Origin of the sequence: Glaciecola sp. SC05, assembly GCF_041380235.1 — a bacterium.
Classification (GTDB): domain Bacteria; phylum Pseudomonadota; class Gammaproteobacteria; order Enterobacterales; family Alteromonadaceae; genus Glaciecola.
This window is the reverse complement of record NZ_JBGIYY010000026.1, coordinates 41,439-58,184: the sequence shown is the minus strand read 5'-3', so window position 1 is coordinate 58,184 and position 16,746 is coordinate 41,439. Positions and strand designations below refer to the sequence as shown.

13 protein-coding genes and 1 pseudogene are annotated in these 16,746 nt (G+C 43.2%); 5 read left to right on the top strand and 9 right to left on the bottom strand.

Annotated elements, in window-relative coordinates:
- A partial coding sequence (locus AB9H30_RS18445; protein WP_371196247.1) for a prolyl oligopeptidase family serine peptidase occupies positions 1 to 2,821 on the bottom strand: 2,821 nt, incomplete at its 3' end.
- 8 nt (positions 2,822 to 2,829) lie between these two features.
- Positions 2,830 to 3,363 carry a hypothetical protein gene (locus tag AB9H30_RS18440; RefSeq protein WP_371196245.1) on the bottom strand — a complete coding sequence of 178 codons (534 nt, stop codon included), beginning with the start codon at positions 3,361 to 3,363 and terminating at the stop codon, positions 2,830 to 2,832.
- Between the two features lie 321 nt (positions 3,364 to 3,684).
- Between AB9H30_RS18440 and AB9H30_RS18435 the strand changes: the two genes are divergently transcribed.
- Together AB9H30_RS18435 and AB9H30_RS18430 are read left to right on the top strand one after the other, a co-directional pair.
- Positions 3,685 to 3,930: a hypothetical protein gene (locus AB9H30_RS18435; protein WP_371196243.1), complete on the top strand. Its 246-nt coding sequence runs from the start codon at positions 3,685 to 3,687 to the stop codon at positions 3,928 to 3,930.
- Positions 3,931 to 4,126: 196 nt separating this feature from the next.
- Positions 4,127 to 5,593 carry a sulfatase gene (locus AB9H30_RS18430; RefSeq protein ID WP_371196241.1) on the top strand — a complete coding sequence of 489 codons (1,467 nt, stop codon included), beginning with the start codon at positions 4,127 to 4,129 and terminating at the stop codon, positions 5,591 to 5,593.
- 280 nt (positions 5,594 to 5,873) lie between these two features.
- Here the strand turns inward: AB9H30_RS18430 and AB9H30_RS18425 are convergent.
- Positions 5,874 to 6,909 (bottom strand): annotated as a pseudogene (locus AB9H30_RS18425) (transposase); the annotation flags it as partial.
- Positions 6,910 to 6,995: 86 nt separating this feature from the next.
- Between AB9H30_RS18425 and AB9H30_RS18420 the strand changes: the two are divergent.
- Positions 6,996 to 8,063, top strand: a complete 1,068-nt coding sequence (locus AB9H30_RS18420) for a DUF4397 domain-containing protein (RefSeq protein WP_371196254.1) — start codon at positions 6,996 to 6,998, stop codon at positions 8,061 to 8,063.
- Between the two features lie 270 nt (positions 8,064 to 8,333).
- Here AB9H30_RS18420 and AB9H30_RS18415 read toward each other — a convergent pair whose 3' ends face one another.
- Genes AB9H30_RS18415 through AB9H30_RS18400 form a run of 4 tightly spaced genes read right to left on the bottom strand, consistent with a single transcriptional unit; the run spans position 8,334 to position 12,047 of the window.
- Positions 8,334 to 9,065, bottom strand: coding sequence for a HugZ family protein (locus tag AB9H30_RS18415; RefSeq protein ID WP_371196239.1), 732 nt, complete (start codon positions 9,063 to 9,065; stop codon positions 8,334 to 8,336).
- An 11-nt stretch (positions 9,066 to 9,076) separates the two neighbouring features.
- Positions 9,077 to 10,024, bottom strand: coding sequence for an ATP-binding cassette domain-containing protein (locus AB9H30_RS18410; protein ID WP_371196237.1), 948 nt, complete (start codon positions 10,022 to 10,024; stop codon positions 9,077 to 9,079).
- Positions 10,017 to 11,177 (bottom strand): FecCD family ABC transporter permease, encoded by a 1,161-nt coding sequence (locus AB9H30_RS18405; protein WP_371196235.1) that lies wholly within the window; start codon positions 11,175 to 11,177, stop codon positions 10,017 to 10,019. Before AB9H30_RS18405 ends, AB9H30_RS18410 begins: the two co-directional genes overlap by 8 nt.
- 21 nt (positions 11,178 to 11,198) lie before the next feature.
- Complete coding sequence (locus AB9H30_RS18400) at positions 11,199 to 12,047, bottom strand: hemin ABC transporter substrate-binding protein (protein ID WP_371196234.1); 849 nt, start codon at positions 12,045 to 12,047, stop codon at positions 11,199 to 11,201.
- Positions 12,048 to 12,140: 93 nt separating this feature from the next.
- Here AB9H30_RS18400 and AB9H30_RS18395 point away from each other — a divergent pair, with 93 nt between their 5' ends.
- Positions 12,141 to 14,423 carry a TonB-dependent hemoglobin/transferrin/lactoferrin family receptor gene (locus AB9H30_RS18395; protein WP_371196232.1) on the top strand — a complete coding sequence of 761 codons (2,283 nt, stop codon included), beginning with the start codon at positions 12,141 to 12,143 and terminating at the stop codon, positions 14,421 to 14,423.
- A gap of 99 nt (positions 14,424 to 14,522) precedes the next feature.
- On the opposite strand, the gene AB9H30_RS18390 is transcribed toward AB9H30_RS18395, so the two are convergent.
- Both AB9H30_RS18390 and AB9H30_RS18385 read right to left on the bottom strand, forming a co-directional pair.
- Positions 14,523 to 14,837, bottom strand: a complete 315-nt coding sequence (locus tag AB9H30_RS18390; RefSeq protein WP_371196230.1) for a BolA family protein — start codon at positions 14,835 to 14,837, stop codon at positions 14,523 to 14,525.
- Positions 14,838 to 14,858: 21 nt separating this feature from the next.
- A complete protein-coding gene (locus AB9H30_RS18385) occupies positions 14,859 to 15,473 on the bottom strand; it encodes an alpha-ketoglutarate-dependent dioxygenase AlkB (protein ID WP_371196228.1) in 615 nt (204 codons plus the stop codon).
- A gap of 68 nt (positions 15,474 to 15,541) precedes the next feature.
- On the opposite strand from AB9H30_RS18385, the gene AB9H30_RS18380 reads away from it, so the two are divergent.
- A complete protein-coding gene (locus AB9H30_RS18380; protein ID WP_371196226.1) occupies positions 15,542 to 16,717 on the top strand; it encodes a methyltransferase in 1,176 nt (391 codons plus the stop codon).
- Positions 16,718 to 16,746 lie beyond the last annotated feature (29 nt).

Below are 16,746 nucleotides of genomic sequence, written 5' to 3'. Positions count from 1 at the left end.
GTGACGAAATGTAATCCTCTATCCTATACATCTCTTGAACATCATAAAGGCTAGTGCGCTTGTTACCTGCAATCTTCTCACTTAAAAGGCGACCGTCAGGACCATAGGATTCTAATTTCGTTATTACTAATGTTTGGTCTTTGCGGGTTGAAAACCCTGGCGTGTCCATTTCAAACCTGACACCAAACCTCATCCCATTGACGCTTTCGGTATCCTCGTAAAGTGACATGGTTTGAAGCTCCGCGAGTTCAAACTCTCCCCGTCGCCCAAATCGTTCATGAGGGATAAGAGTGAATAAACCTTCCTCTTTTATTTCTAATTCAAAACTCGATGAAGAAAGATCTAATTGCTCTATAACAAAGTCTGACACTAATTTTTGTTCACTTGACGTATAGTTACCCCTTACTACCATTTCGGCCAGATGCGCCCTAAAACTATGAATGTCTTTACCTTTGCCTTTATCTGGAGCGACTTTTTTTGTTTCTGCTATGCACTTATCCACATTTTTAATTGGCTCAGCTGCGATGCAATGCAAGCGAGCTAAAATTAGTTTATTACTAAAACTGTCGTCTTTTTCATTAGCAGTTTTCAAATAAGAAAGGGCTTTTTCATCGTTTTTATCAACATAAACTCCCTCTAGATACATCTGCCCTAGGCGCCTGTATGCTCCATCATGACCAAGTTCTAAACTGCGTTCATACAAAGAGATAGCTCTTTGTATATCAAAATCAACTTGGTCACCACGATGATAATGTGCTCCTTCATTAAAAATTGCTCGGGGATTACCGTAGGCGCTGGCCCTTTGCAAATAGTCAAACGCTCGTGCTCGGTCTTGAGCGATATGCTTATCGTGATCAAGCTCATCTGCAATTATTAAATTATCATATGCCAAGGCTTGAGCAGAATAACCATCTAAATCAGTCGCAAAGGGTGCTTCAATGTTCAGCTTTCGATACAAATAATCAACAATATAGGCACTTTCATGTCTATCTAAATACCAATTCGAATGCCCATGGCCTGAATTTTTATAGAAAATGTGTTCGACTTCCTTACCAAATTTATCGAGCATGTAACGCATCCGATTAGATTGCTCGAAGCCCGCAATAATGTCATTTTTACCCGCAATAATTAACACTGGAACGTTTAGTTTATCGGCGAAATAAACGGGTGATTGTTCTTTTTTGTCAGGGCTATATTCGCCCACGACTTTCGCAATGGTTTCTTGAAAAGCTTCGCCTGTGCGATAATTACTGTAGTTAAACAATAAGGGTAAATCATAAATACCGTAGCTTGCCACCACACACTGATATATCTCGGGATGCTTTATGGCTAACATCATAGAAGAGTACGCACCATAGCTTGCGCCAATAGCACAAATGTTGTCATAGTTATTTTTGGCTATAACCTGTTCTACCACTTTTGAAATATCTTGCTCTATAAGCTGGCCAAATTCGCCTCTACCGCTATCCAAAAAGGCTTTACCGTAGCCAGATGAGCCTCTAAAGTTTACCCTCAATACCGTGAAGCCTCTATTGACCAAGTACTGAATATCAGGGGTAAAGAAACTGTAGTCTCGTACCCCTATTGGGCCGCCATGAGGCATAACTAAAAGCGTATTCAGGTCAAGACCGCTTGGTTTTGTAATAAAGGCTTCTATATTGGTAGCGTCATCTAATTTAACTTTAAATGATTCGGTAACAGGAAAGGATAGTTCGCTAAGCTGAGGATATTTATCAATTAGCTTTACGATTTTATCTACTGCTTTTTCATACAAAAAATATTCACCGGGATTATCCGAGCCGGCCACAAAAATAAGGTTTCGCTCTAGCGCCTCTGAGGCATCAATGATAACTGGAACACCATTTTCAAAGGTTTTTGCAAGGCGTGAGGCGAGTCTATTACCACTATTGATCACCCACTCAGTTTGCGGCAAGCCACTTTGAATATATTCGACTGAAAGCAACTCACCGTTCGCCGAAAGCGTCGCATCGGTTAGATCATATAAGTCGTGCTGATACAAAATTTCGCCCAATTCTTGAGACTTGAAATTGTAACTTTGCAGGACTACCGTATCGGTTTGTTTATTGGTGAGCACAGCAACTTCGTTAGCGCCTAAAAATCCAATTGGACTCATATTAAAATCTTGGTCTTCGTAGGTGATGATGGTTTGCCATGCCTTATTAGCAAGCTCACGAAAGCTCAAAATTATTTGGTCTGAATCTACATCGTAAAACACGCCGATGATACGTTGATATGAGTCGTCATAAAAATACCGAACTAAATCCTCGTCACCTTGATCAATCAAATCTGTTGATGAAAAAATATCATTTTTTAAGTCTTCGATATCAATTTTGTAAAGCGAATGTCTGCGTTCGCTATCATTTTCCTTAGCTCGAGCAAACATCACTTGCTCAGGATTGTCTTGAAGCACACTGACTACATATCCTTGTGGCAGTTTATAATAGTCAACTTGAGGCTGCTTGCCGGCAAGCACATCTTCAGTAGCAATATTGACAATGTACTCAATGCTTTGATTTCGATTCATTAACACCATATGCATAGTATTGTGCTTGAGCCAAGTATAGCTTTTTAGGCGTGATTGTTTGGGCAGTGCCAATACCGAGGCGCTTTGGTAGTTTTCTAAATTGGCAAATTCTAAGTACTGTTGGCCATCTTCATATTTTATATAAGAAAAAAACTTACCATCTGCAGAAAGCTGTCCCATTTTGTGAGAAGGCGCGACAAAAAGGTCTTCACTTTTCACATAAACATGCTGGGCGCCCGAACTTACTGAAAATAGTAGTATTAATAAGATGCTCATTAAATATTTCATTGGGCACCTCTTAAGCTATTCAGATACTCAAGAAAGAGATCCTCGCCGGGACCGCCATAGCTGAGTGTTTTACTTTCATAGATTGTCGGAAAATTATCCTCCATGAACTCCAGCGCTTCGGTTGAGCGATTTACTAGCTCTAAGCGCGCAGATGTTGAAAAGAATCCCCTGTTAACAATTTCCAAATGTCCAACGTAGTTTATAGACTGTGAGCTAATGGTGAACTGCCAGTTTTCTTCATCTTTTAAATTGATTCTGAACCAATGATCTAATGTAATTCTATTTATTTCATAGTTACCCACAGAGAGGTCGACTAAAATGAAGTTGGTGCCGGCGTTAAGGTCAGTATGCGACAGGCTTATATTATCAGGGCCGCTGATAGAAATAGACTTTAGATCGCGATTGGTTTCTACGCCAATCAACAGATAGCCTTTGTCGGCGGTTGATATTAGGTCTGTGTCTTTTTCGAGAGTTGTTACGGTGCTGTTGCAACCAGTAAGGAAAACTATAGATAGTAAAAAATATCTCATCTCATTCCTTTGAGTTTAAAAGTGGCATCCCTAAACCAAACGGTACTAAATTATTTTTACTGGAGCAAGCCCTTAATTTTAATCCTCCAAAAGCTAGATGATTTAAACCCGCTTAATATAGTAATAATGTAATAACATTACAAAACCTTAATCATTTTTTACGCTTTGTCAGCAAGCTAAATATATTTTCATTCAATATCAAAATATATGAAAGCACACAAGCGGGTCCACTTGTTTCCCTCACGCTTTTTAACAGCAATACCCAAACATTAAAAATACTGAATTGTTTAAGCCAAATTAATCAAACTTCTAGGGAAATCTATGAAAGTTGTTAAATTATCAATTAGCTTGCTTGTAATAGTATTGCTAAGCGGGTGCCTGAGCAGCGACAATGACCCAGCCCCAATAGACGACGAAACAGCGCAATTTCGCGTGGTTCATGCTTCTTCTGATGCCCCAACGGTAAACGTTTTAGCCAATGGCGAAGTGTTTGGCTTTTTAGTGGGTGTTGACTATCAGCTTTGCGGCTCACTTGAAGCATTTTGCGCCTCGTTTTGTGCTTGCTGACTTTTGCCGGCCGTCACTAATACGCACAGCATGACAATGCTTGTGAATTTACTCATAAAAACTTTGCTTGTTGATTGATATTGACCGACAATGTAATATTATGATTAATAAATGTAACAACCTTATGTTTTAAGTTAAACGATATTAACCAAATTTGACACTCCATAAAACATAAGAGCTGACTAAAGGTAACTCCATGAGTTTACGTATTGTTCTACTCGCGCTTATGTTTTTAACAAGTGGATGTGGGAGTGATAACTCATCACCTCAAGAACCTGACGCACAAACAAAATCACAAACTCCACCAAATGTAGTGATGATTGTTGTTGATGACTTGGGCTGGGCAGATGTTGGCTATAACCAAAATACAGACTTATTCGAAACACCTAATATTGACCAATTAGCCAAGCAAAGTTTACGATTTGATAATGCTTATGCTGGAGCCGCTAATTGTGCGCCTAGTCGGGCTGTCCTTATGTCAGGCCAATATGGGCCACGTCATGGCATTTATACCGTATCACCTTCTACTCGAGGCGATGTGCAAACTAGAAAATTAATCCCTACAAAGAATAAAAGAGGGCTTAATGCAGAAGTAGTGACCTTGGCTGAGTCGTTAAAAGAGGCAGGTTACACCACAGGCCACTTTGGCAAATGGCACTTAGGTGCAGATCCAGACACCCAAGGCTTTGACAAAAACGTTGCTGGTAGCGGCAATGGCATGACGTTTCACTATTACAGCCCTTATAAACTTCCGAATATAGAAGATGGCCCTGAGGGTGAGTATTTGACGCGTCGCCTTACCACTGAAGTAATTGATTGGGTAACATCTATCAAAGACAAACCGTTTTTTGCCTATGTGCCTTACTACACAGTGCACACTCCGTTTCAAGCAGATGCAAGTGTTATTCAACAATACCTAGACAAGGGTATAACTGACAAGAAACAAGCAACCTTTGCTGCAATGGTAGAACATATGGACAACAATGTTGGCCGTATTTTAGATATGTTAAAAGCTCAAAACTTGGCCGACAATACGCTTGTTATCTTTACCTCTGACAACGGAGGCTACAAAATGTCATCTTTTCCTTCACCCCTGAGAGCAGGCAAAGGTTCATATTATGAGGGTGGCTTACGCGTTCCATTACTATTTAGGTGGCCGAACAAAATAAAGCCGGGCATAGATTCTACTCCCGTAATTAATGCAGATTTTTATCCAACCTTATTGAGTATGTCGCAAAAGCCAAAATCTGGTCTTGTATTGGATGGAGTAGATTTAAGCCCCTTATTACTCAAGCAAGCAGCACTTCAATCAAGAGACTTGTTTTGGCATTTTCCAGTTTATTTACAAGCTCACAATAGCAAAACTGACCAAGGGCAAGATCCATTATTTAGAACACGACCAGGAAGCGCTATGCGAAGTGGCAACTGGAAGTTACTCCATTATTTTGAAAACAATGAATACGAATTATACGACCTCTCTGCTGATTTAGGTGAAACGAATAACCTTGCCGATAAACGACCATCCATTTTAAAAGATTTAAGCGCAAAGCTCGATAATTGGCGAACTCAAATAGGCGCCCCTATTCCAAGTGAGTTGAACCCACAATACAGTGAAGAAGTGAATCAGCAATTGATAGAAAAAGAGCTTTTTAAAAGAAAGTAAAAGGGCTTTGGCCGCATGCTAATATAATATTACTACCACGAGCATTGGAGTATAAGATTTATTAAAGCTATCTACCATACGTTATAACCGTATCACTTTAGATCAGGTTCGTCACTTAGTCAGTGCAATTCAAGTCGAAATGTTGTGGCTATTGGCGATGCAATGTCGATGAGTGCCTATCTAGTAGAGCAGAAAATGAAAGGTGGACGCAGGTTTGCCCTAGCCGCGCAAATCATGTGGTTGTCGGCAGTTCGTTAAGTGTTGTTATGTATTAAGCTCTTCAATCGAAATCACGTTGAATTACATGGGAGTCATCAAATATCTCTCTCGGCGGTGCGCGAAGCGGTGGTAACAATGACGGCAGTGGTGCAGTAATCGGTGAGGCTATTTTATCGAGGTGGTCGAGGAGCTTTTTGATCACGATGGTGTCAGTAATGCAGGCAATGATCTTCACGTTGTGTTTAGTGCAGCTTTCGCACTGTGTAATGTCCATGTTGAAAACCCGCTTAAGTCGCTGTGCCCAGCTCATGCTTCTGGCATGGTAAGGTTCGGACCGACAGGGCTTGTCCGTGTCTTTGAGTGCTTCATCGAGTTTGGGGCTGTGCTTGCCGCGTTTCGCTGCAGTCACTTCTGCTCGCACGGTGGCATTTGGCGCAAAGACTCCGTAAAAGCGAACAAGGTTTAGTCTGGGCGGTGGCACCAATGCCGCGAGTTTGGCCATAAAATCTAGCGGCTCGAAGAATACGTGTGTTGTACCGTCATTGTAAGGAGTCTTTAGTTCGTATCTGACTTTGCCAGTCGATGTCAGGCTTAAGCGCTCCTCACTGACCGCTGGCCTTGCGATGTAACGACATAATCGCTCTAGCTTGTCACTTTCATGGCTGTCTGCAAATACACCAGCATGTAGACTAAATCCGGCTGACGCCTTCAAGAAACAGCATGTGCATATGTATGTTGAGATTCAGCGCGCTACCGAACCGCTGAATGTAGGTGACTGCGCCTGTTTTGGCCTGCTTTTTCAAGTAGCCTGAGCGATGGATGATGTCTGTAGAAATTGCGCGGTGGATGATTTGCAGGACTTTGCTGAGTTCTTTGGGGTATCTGGCGAGCAACAACCTTAGTGGGATTGGCAAACTCGACACCCACTGGCGTATCGGATAGCCGTTGAGGACGTCATCGACCAAAAGTTTAGCGCTCTCTGCCATACGCCTTGCCCCACAGCTTGGGCAGAACCCACGCTTCTTGCAGCTAAAAGCAACAAGCTTCTCATGATGACAATCATCACACAAGACTCTGAGAAACCCATGCTCAAGCCGCTGAAACCTTCACTTTAGAAAGTGGCACAGATTATAATTTTGCGATACAAGCAAACACAACTGCTGGCGCTGTATAGGTATTAAGTATTAGTCTTAGCCCCGAAGCCACTTTCTCTTATGACGTGATAGCAGTTGGAAGCGTGGCAAACGACACCTTAGAACTGCTTACTTTAAGCAACCTTGACGAAGATTTGACTGAAGGCAATGTGAGAGCTCGAGTGGTGCATGTGGCTGAGGCAGCGCCCACTGTAGATGTATATATAACCGCAATAGATACAGACATTGCCAACGCCCAAGCTATCGCCACCCTTGGCTATAAAGACAGCTCCGGAATAATAGAAGTAGAGGGTGGTGAATATCTAATTAGAATCACTCCCGCAGGCTCTATGAGTGTTGTTTTTGATTCAGGTCCAGTGACTCTACCCGCAAACTCAGAACTATTGGTATTAGCAACAAATAACGTCTCAACTGGCGACTTTCCTGTGAGTTTGGTCGTATCTGATGGCAGCACTTCTTCCATTATTTTAGATAAAAATACTCCCTCCTCCATTCGAGTTGTGCACGGCTTGGCCGATGCGCCGGCAGTAGACATTATTGCTAACAATGCCCTTGAGCTGTTTGGTGATGTGAGTTTTACGTCAGTGACCGACTATGCAGATGTGGCCGCGAGCGAATATTTAATTGATGTTGCAGCAGCGGGAGACAATTCTGTTGTAGTTATCGATGACGCACTTATTAACCTTGAAGCGGGTCAACGATATACGGCAATCGCCAACAATGAACTAGCAAATATTGATTTGGATTTAATTATTGATACGCCACGTCGAATTGCAACTGATGCTCAAATTAGATTATTTCATGCCGCATCTACTGTTGCAGACGTTGACATATATATTACGAGCGATGGTAATGTTATGAATGTAGACCCAAATTTGACAGATATCCCATACCAGACTGGTGAGCTGGCACAAACAGGCTATGTAACAGTTAGCGAAGGCGATTATATAGTATCTATCACGCCTGCTAATACAAAAACAGTGGTACTAGAAACTGGGATTTTACGCCTACAAGCTAATCAAATTTATACTGCATTTGTTGTTAACGGAGAAACGTCGGACGCAGCACCGAATTTGATTGTCGCTGATGACTTTTAGTCATTAAAACGATTTGCTAGCGGTAGTTAGTTCGAAATCAAGTTACATCCGACATTGGTAATGAAGCATTATTACGCGATTTTTTATAGAGCAGTAAGCGTATGCATATTTAGTGACCCTTCGATTGAGCTTCACTACCCCAAGCGAAACACCCTGTGCGGCCCACCGTGCAGGTTGTTTCGGTAACTTAGGGCTAGATGCTAATTGGCATCCTATTGAAACGAAAGATACCCCCGTTTTAGTCAATTAAATTTAAGCAACATAAGTAACTTAAGTCACTTCCAATTCACAGCGCGCTGCTTTGGTGAGTTCTATCATCGCATTTCGTAGATCATATCGACGCCCTAATGGCTTTATAAACCCAATAAAATGTATGTTTTGTTGATGCGTCACATGGAAGCCTTCTGCAAAGCAACTCAGCATTTTTACCTCACCCTCGTTGGCTTTGCTTTTAGTGGTAAAATTGAATATTTCGGCCAGCGCGTCGGCATGATCCTCATGCATATGATCTATTACTGGCTGGGCTTGTTTATCAAGACTGATCACATCTGCTTGCCATTCGTCTTGACTAAACCAATAAATTTCGCCAAATCCGCCTATATACCTAACCCGCTGTGTACTGAGTAAATAAAACCTAAAATCATGGGCTTGCACGTATTTTTTGGCTTGTGGAAACAACATAAAATAAGCCTCCTGCTGTGCCTTACTCACTGCATCTGCTTTTGCGAGGGCTAACACCGTTACCCGAGCACTGGCTTGGCTGTCATTTTGCGCGCCATCGTGCACCAGTAGACTGACGTGAGGGTCAGCCTTCATATTTCGTGAATGTTGCGCAATGTCAGATGCATAGATAATAAGGTCGCCGCTCTCGGTCATCAAATACGGACTTACCGAACCAAAGGGAAAACCTTTGATTGATAAACTTATAGTGGCTAAAGCACCACTGTGTTGACTGCGCATTAATGTGCGTGCTTGTTGGATGTGTTGTGATTTATTGCTCATTGTTATTCTCCTTAAACTGAAATATCGACATGAAAAATAGGACTTGGGTGGCGTTTGCCATGAGCCTTTACTGAGGTCTCGGAATGTGAGTTTAACAAGCTTGATGCTTGGCTTGATTGTGCTGATGATGACTGCGCTGACGATGATGGCCTTATAGTGGGTTGATAAAGCGTGCCCTGCACATCAAAACAGGCGTTTAAATGCGATTGCGCAAAGACCTTCTCGCTTGGCCCCGCCGCTAAGACCATGCCGCCTTTAATCAATACAATGTTGTCTGCAATACTGGCCATGGCATTAACATCGTGGTCAATTAAAATCACCGTTGCACCTTGGTTTTTAAACATTAACAAATGCTGATAGAGACGCTTGGTCTGCTTAATATCTAAGGCGCTGGCGGGCTCGTCGAGCAAAAGACATTTATTGGCTAATGTTTGAGGGTATAAAGTTTGATTGCGCCCGCCATACTCCTCAGGCGGATACGCGAATTCATTATCATCATGCTCACAAAGTTGTAAGTATGCGCGCGTAAATTCAACTAACTGCGCCTCACCGCCCGATAAACGGGTAATATCTTGCTCGAGTAAATGCAAAATTTGAAAGTCTACACTCGTGTTTTGGACTATCTCGTAAGCGGTACTCATCGACTCATGGATATGCTCTCTTGCCATCAATAAATATTCAAACACCGGCAAACTAAAGCTTAAGTTGTGTTGTTGCGCCACAAAGGCGCGATGCTCAGCTAAGCTTATTAAACTATGCGCCAACAAAGGGTGACCTTGAAACAATACTGCGCCGTCACAATGGCCTAGTTCGCCTAGTAAAGCTTTAAATAGCGTAGATTTACCCGCGCCATTCGCGCCTATGATGGCGGTTATTTTGTTGCGCTCAAAACACAAGTTTATATTGTTTAAGAGCGTACGTTGCGCACTTTTGTACGTGAGGTTTTGGCATTCAAACATGAGCAAGTTTCCGTTTTTCACGCAAAATAAGGTATAAAAAGAAGGGCACGCCAATTAATGATGTGAGCAGACCAATAGGAAGCTCTGCTGGAATAATTAAGGTGCGTGCGAGTGTGTCTGCAACCGTGACTAAAATGGCGCCAAGTAATACACTGGCAGGCATTAAAATACGTAAATGCGCGCCCAGCATCAGTCGGCAAATATGCGGTACCACCAAACCAACAAAACCAACAATGCCGGTAAAGCTTACGCAAACCGCGACGACCAGTGCGACCATAAGAAGCGATTGCGTCTTGACTTTATTAACGTCAACGCCCTGAAATTTAGCTTGTTTTTCGCCGGTGCTGATCAGCATTAAAGGGTGAATATGCCGCATAAAAAACACCAGCGCCAAACAGACGATACCGGCGCTAATGAGCAACTTGCTATGATCAATACCGGCATAGCTACCCATGCTCCAAAAGGTGATTTGCCGCAGGGTAGCATCATCCACAATGTAGGTAATAAAGCCTAATAAGGTCATCGCGCCCGCGTTTATAGCAACACCTGAAAGAATCAGCATTAAGGTATTGATACCGCCTTGACCATTGGCAATTTTGAGCAATAAAAACAGGGCTAGTCCAGCTCCCATAGCAGCTAGAGAGGGTATAAAGCTTTGCGCAATAATATTGGGCAACCAAGCTGGTAGTGCATACACACTGACGATTAAAAAACCAAAGGCCGCAAATAGCGCTGCGCCAGAAGACACACCAATGAGACCAGGATCTGCCAGTGGATTACGACACAAAGACTGCAGCACAACGCCGCACAGAGCAAGCCCTGCCCCGGTAAAAATAGTCATGCCAATACGTGGCAAACGAATTTCCCAGAGAATTTGCCCAGCAATGGCGGCCTCTGCCGGCATATCACTGGCAAAAATCCAAGCTTGTATAATATACAATAAGGCTAAATCGAGGGCACCACTGCTCATTGACCATAGGATTACTAAAGGAAGGCAGACCAGCAGCATAACAATAGAGCGCTTATGCTTAGCACGCGCAGCCTGTGCAAGCGCCTTTATTGATAAGCGCTTATTCGCAAACGCAGGACTAAGCTGGCTGGATTGCTTTGACTGGATACTCAACAAAGAAGGGGTATTTTGATTAGCTGACATAATCGAAGTGCCCTAATTAGCTTAAGGGGCTGCGTTAATGGCGTGCGCCATTTGTTCAGCTGCCAACGCCAAACGCGGCGTAAGGCCTAAAAACATCAATGAGTCAACCACATGCAAATTACAGCCATGAATCTTTGCCCAAGTAGATAAAGCGGCTAGCTCACAGAGTTTAATTGGGCTCATGCCACGGGCTTGGTGCTGCGGTAAAAAAATAATATTGGTGCCGCTAGCCAACAAAGACTCTGAGGAAATCGGCTTGAAACCTTCAAATTCTGTAAATGGATTATTTAACTTAAGCGCCTTAAACAACAAATTAGGCACCGTATTATCGCCTGCCGCCATTAAGCCTCGTTCGTTTACCGACATCAAAAAACTGGGTTTAAGCGCATTATTAATGCTTGGTAATTGCGCTAGCTGCCGAGTAATTTGCGCGTTAAGGTCTTTTGCTTGCTCTTCTCGTCCTAGCTTTTGTGCAATTTGCATGACCAAGTCCTTAAGCCCCTGTTCGCTGCGCTCTTGTTCAAACACATAAATGGTGACTCCCATGCTTTCAAGCTGCTGCAGCACCGCATCAGGACCAAGGCCTTTTACTGCAAAAACATGACTGGGTTTGAGCTTGAGGACGCCTTCAGTGCTTAGCTGACGATAATATCCAACCTTTGGTAAGCCAGAAACATCATCAGGATAGCTGCTGCTGGTGTCAGTTCCTACAATGCTAGCTTGCATACCCAATGCATACAATATCTCGGTAATACTGCCGCCAGCGCTGACAATACGCATGTCGGCTTTCGCTAAAGTCGATGCAGAAGCAGAAAATTGAATAGCTAAAAAACACAGCGTAATAAAGACAAATTTAGTAGATGCGATCACAAAAGTTCTCAATTAATTTCATAAACGTATTGCAAATGATAATAGTTCTTATTAGCATTTGTGTAAATAGTGATTTTAACAAAGAGGCAAAAAATGTTCCCAATACCAAGGTCTACTTCAGGCATGCACCTACAATACAAAACTCATAAAACCTTACTTTTAGCGTTGTTACTCATGGGCGGCACTAGCGCTGCTGTGATGACAAAGGCAAAAGCCGAAGCGCTAGAAGCAGGTGCCGAAAGTCTTGAAACTATCAGCATTAGCGGCACACGAACCTCCCGCCAAATAAATGAAATTGCAGCAAGCGTGACCAACATCAGTAGTGAACAAATTGACGCAATCACCGCTACCAACATACGCGATATGTTGCGCTATGAGCCTGGCGTTAGTGTTGAGGGAAGCGGTCGGTATGGCTTATCAAGTTTTAACATTCGCGGCATTAACGGTGACCGAGTGCTTATACTCTTAGATGGGGTACCCATTGCAGATGAGTTTAGCTTTGGGCCTAATTTGTCTGCTCGGCGCGACTTTGTGGACATAGACTTAATAGGCTCAGTAGATATTGTGCGTGGACCGGCTTCTACACTGTATGGCAGTGATGCAATTGGTGGGGTGGTTGCCTTTCATAGTAAAGATCCCAAAGATTTAGTGGCCGAGGGCGAAAGCATAAGGGGGCGCGTAAAAGCGGGTTATGCCAGCCAATCTGGAGAATTTATAACTAATGCGATGTTGGCGGGGCTTGGTGAGCAGTGGCAATGGTTATTAAGCGCAGGGCGTCAGCAAGGCAGTGAATTTGAATCGTTTTATACCCAAGATAAGAGCACTACAGGCCCAAGTCGTCAAAGCGCAGACCCACAAGATAATGAAGGCACTAACGCGTTGGCAAAGCTAATATTCACTCCAAGCAAAGAGCATCGCTTAGAGCTCACACTTGATGCCATGCAACAGCAATCTAGCACTACCTTACTTTCAGAACAAGGTATGGTATCAAGAGGCGTGCTGACCTTAAGTAGTTTAGGGGATGATGAGCAAGAGCGCGCACGAATTTCAGGGCGTTATATTTATGAGCCAAGTAATACGCAACAGCATTTAACACGTGTGCAAGTCTTAGGATTTTATCAAGACTCTCGCTCTGAACAAGACACCTTGCTGCTACGCCAATCTTTGGCGTCTCAAAGTATCAGCTCAAGAGAGCGCCACAGTGAATTTGAACAACAAATTAGTGGCCTGTATTTGCAATTTGACCACCGTCTTGAGGGCTTTGGTAGTCATTATTTAATCTATGGTACAAGCTTTGAACAAACCGATTCCCTTTCCATTAGAGAAGGACAAACCGTAAATGCTAGTGGCCAAACTCTACCAGAATTTTCGGTGTTTCCAGCTCGCGACTTTCCCCCTTCTAGCTTGACTGAGTGGTCGGTATTTTTACAAGATGAAATTAGCTTACTCGATGGTGCCCTTACTCTTAGCCCGGGCTTACGCTATGACACATTTTCTTTAGATGTCGAAAACGATACATTATTTGCATCTGCCAACCCGGGAGTGGCGATAGAAAATTACGACGACAGCCAGCTATCAGCAAAATTTGGGGCGGTTTACAGGCTGTCCGACGCCTATTCACTGTGGTATCAATATGCTGAAGGCTTTAGGATCCCGCCAATGGACGACGTTAATGTGGGCTTTACCAATTTTGCTGGCGGCTATACGTCCTTAGCTAATCCTGAGCTAGAAGCTGAAAGCGTAAAAAGCCACGAAATAGGCTTTAGAGCCTATACTGATGTCTTTGAATGGTCGGTGAGCGCTTACCTTAATCAATATGAGAACTTTATCGAATCGCTTGCTTTGGTAGGCTTTAACCCACAGAGTAACCTCCTCGAGTTTCAAGCTCGTAACCTAAATGAGGTTGAGATTTCGGGTTTTGACGCACAGGCCTCTTGGTTTGTGGGGGAGCAGTTTTCTAGCTTACAAAATTGGCTTGTACGCCTGTCATATAGCCATCAAAATAGTGAAGATAAATCGAGCGGCAATGAATTAGATTCCATTTTACCGGCGCAAAGCGTATTAGGTATTAGCTATGGTGATTACGATGCGAAATGGCGCGCTGAGCTTGCACTGACTCACACCCAAAAAGCTAATGCGGTGATTAACCCCGATACCGAGGCTTCGTTTTTCCAAGCACCTGCCCATACCCTGTTAGATTTAATTGGACATTATCAAGTGAACGAGTCGCTGCGCATAAACGTGGGTTTATTTAATTTAACAGATGAGGAGTATTATTTTGCATCTGAAGTCAGGGGACGCTCTACTGATGAAGCCTTAGGCCGATTTACCGCAGCTGGACGCAACGCTTCCGCAAATCTTATTTGGAGCTTTTAAGCGCCAAGCAAAATCGAGAGACTTAAATATATTAAAACGCCAGCGACACTCAAGGTGCATGCCGGCGTTGTCTTTTTCATTGAAACTGACGACTGTTAATTATCCCTTCCCGCCCCCCAAACAATTAGGCGATTCAGGCACTGAACCAAACTGTTTAACCCACTCTTGCGGTGTGTAGGTGTGTAGGGCTAAGGCATGAACAGGCCCTGCAAGCTCATCGGCTACAAGCTTGTTGACCTTTCGATGTCTAGCTAATAAGCGATCTCCATCAAAGCCTGCACTTACTATCGTTACTTTAAAATGGGTTTCAGAATTGGGAGGCACTGCATGCATATGGCTCTCATTTTCAACCAATAAATACTCAGGGCTTAAGCCTGCTTGAAGTTTTGTTTCAATGTTGGTTTGTACAATCATATTATCTCTTTTGAATTTGTGTTATTTCGACGCTGGAAGCACATAGCGAAATGTAAAATTGATTCGCTCCGAGTCTACCTTTTTTGTTTTGCTGATCCCATGTTGCCAATACTGTTGGGTGCTGCCACGCATGATCAGGAGCGAACCATTGCTAAGCGCAATACGGCGCTTTTCGCTGCTTTGTTTATGTTTAAAATCAAAGTTACGCGTCGCACCTAAACTAACAGACGCAATTACCGGGTCCACGCCTAATTCTGGCTCATTATCAGCATGCATGCCCATACTGTCTTGACCATCCCGATATAAGTTAACCAGCACCGAATTAAACCGAGTTTGACAGCTTTGCTCGCAGTACTCTTTTAGCTTAAAGAGTTTGTCTTCCCACGGCAAAGGCTCCATCATTAAACCTGAGTAGCTATAGCCGGCATCCGCGTCACCATACCAAGCCTGCAGGCGAGGCACTTTCATGCGTTTACCAAACAGCGTAATTTCTGGTTGAGACCATGCTAACTGAGCTTTAAAGTGATGCAGTAGCTTGTGCGCGGTATCAGGTTTTATCCACTGCTTAACTAAACACACCTCTGCGTCTGGCATTTTTAAGTCATGATATTCCGATTCAAATAATGCTTTTTGCATTTGCCTAGACCAAATCCTGTCTCTCAGTGCTACAATTGCCAACATTGTATCACTGAAAAAGTAAGCGCTTGAACACCAATACTGAATTTACCATTCATTCGCGTCAATTTACCTTGCTGCGCTTTCCGCCTCAAGGCAAACATTCGTCTTTACAGGCTTGGGATGCCGCCGATGAGTATTTACTCAATTATCTTTACGACCAGCAGCTATTGGTGCCAAGCCGAATTGCGATACTCAATGACGACTTTGGTGCAATCAGTTGCCCTTTAGCCGAGTTTTCGCCGGAGGTATTTTCAGATTCATTCATGGCGCATTCGGGTATTAAGCTTAACTGCGAACGAAACAAACTACCGCCAGTGAACCTTAGCTCTTCACTTGCCCTTACCGAAGCGAGCAACTTAGTAAAGAATACTTATGAGCTAGTGATTATCAAAATTCCGAGAACCTTGGCTTTATTAGAGCAACAACTTATCGACTTACGCCCATCTCTCAGTGAACATTCAACACTTATCGCCGCCGGAAAAGTTAACAGCGTAACCAGCAATGTATTAAAGCTGTTTGAAAAGTATATCGGCGAAACAAAAACCTCTTTGGCGGTAAAAAAATCGCGACTAATATTCGCACAGTTTAATCCAAATATTGCGCGCAGTTCGCCTTTTCCGAGTAAGGTTGATGATCCTGCTATTAGTTTTAGCCTTTACAATCATGCCAATGTTTTTTGCCGCGAACAGCTCGACATAGGCGCTAGGCTGTTGCTAGAACATTTGCCAAATCACTTCAAGGGCAGATGCATCGACCTAGGCTGCGGCAATGGCGTACTCGGTGTGGCGATGCTGCTGCGCAATCCTGATACTCATATGACTTTTGTAGACGAATCCTTTATGGCAATTGCTTCGGCGCAACTAACGGCTAAGAACGCATTAAGCCATGAGGCCTATGAGCAACAAACTCAATTTGAAGTAAGTCACTGCTTACAAACGCTTATTGAAGCGAAACTGCCACCGGTTGATTTAGTGTTATGCAACCCGCCCTTTCATCAGCAAAATGTAATTACTGACGAGATTGCGTGGAAAATGTTTGTCGATGCAAAGCGCACCTTAAAAGTACATGGTGAGCTACGGGTAGTCGCTAATCGCCATCTAAATTACCCAGACAAACTCAAGCGCTTATTTGGTGGTTGCAAGCTTGTAGCAAATAACCGAAAATTTATGGTATTGAGCGCCATTAAACTCAATGAGAATTAGCCACACTTTGCACGTTAAAACAATGCGAA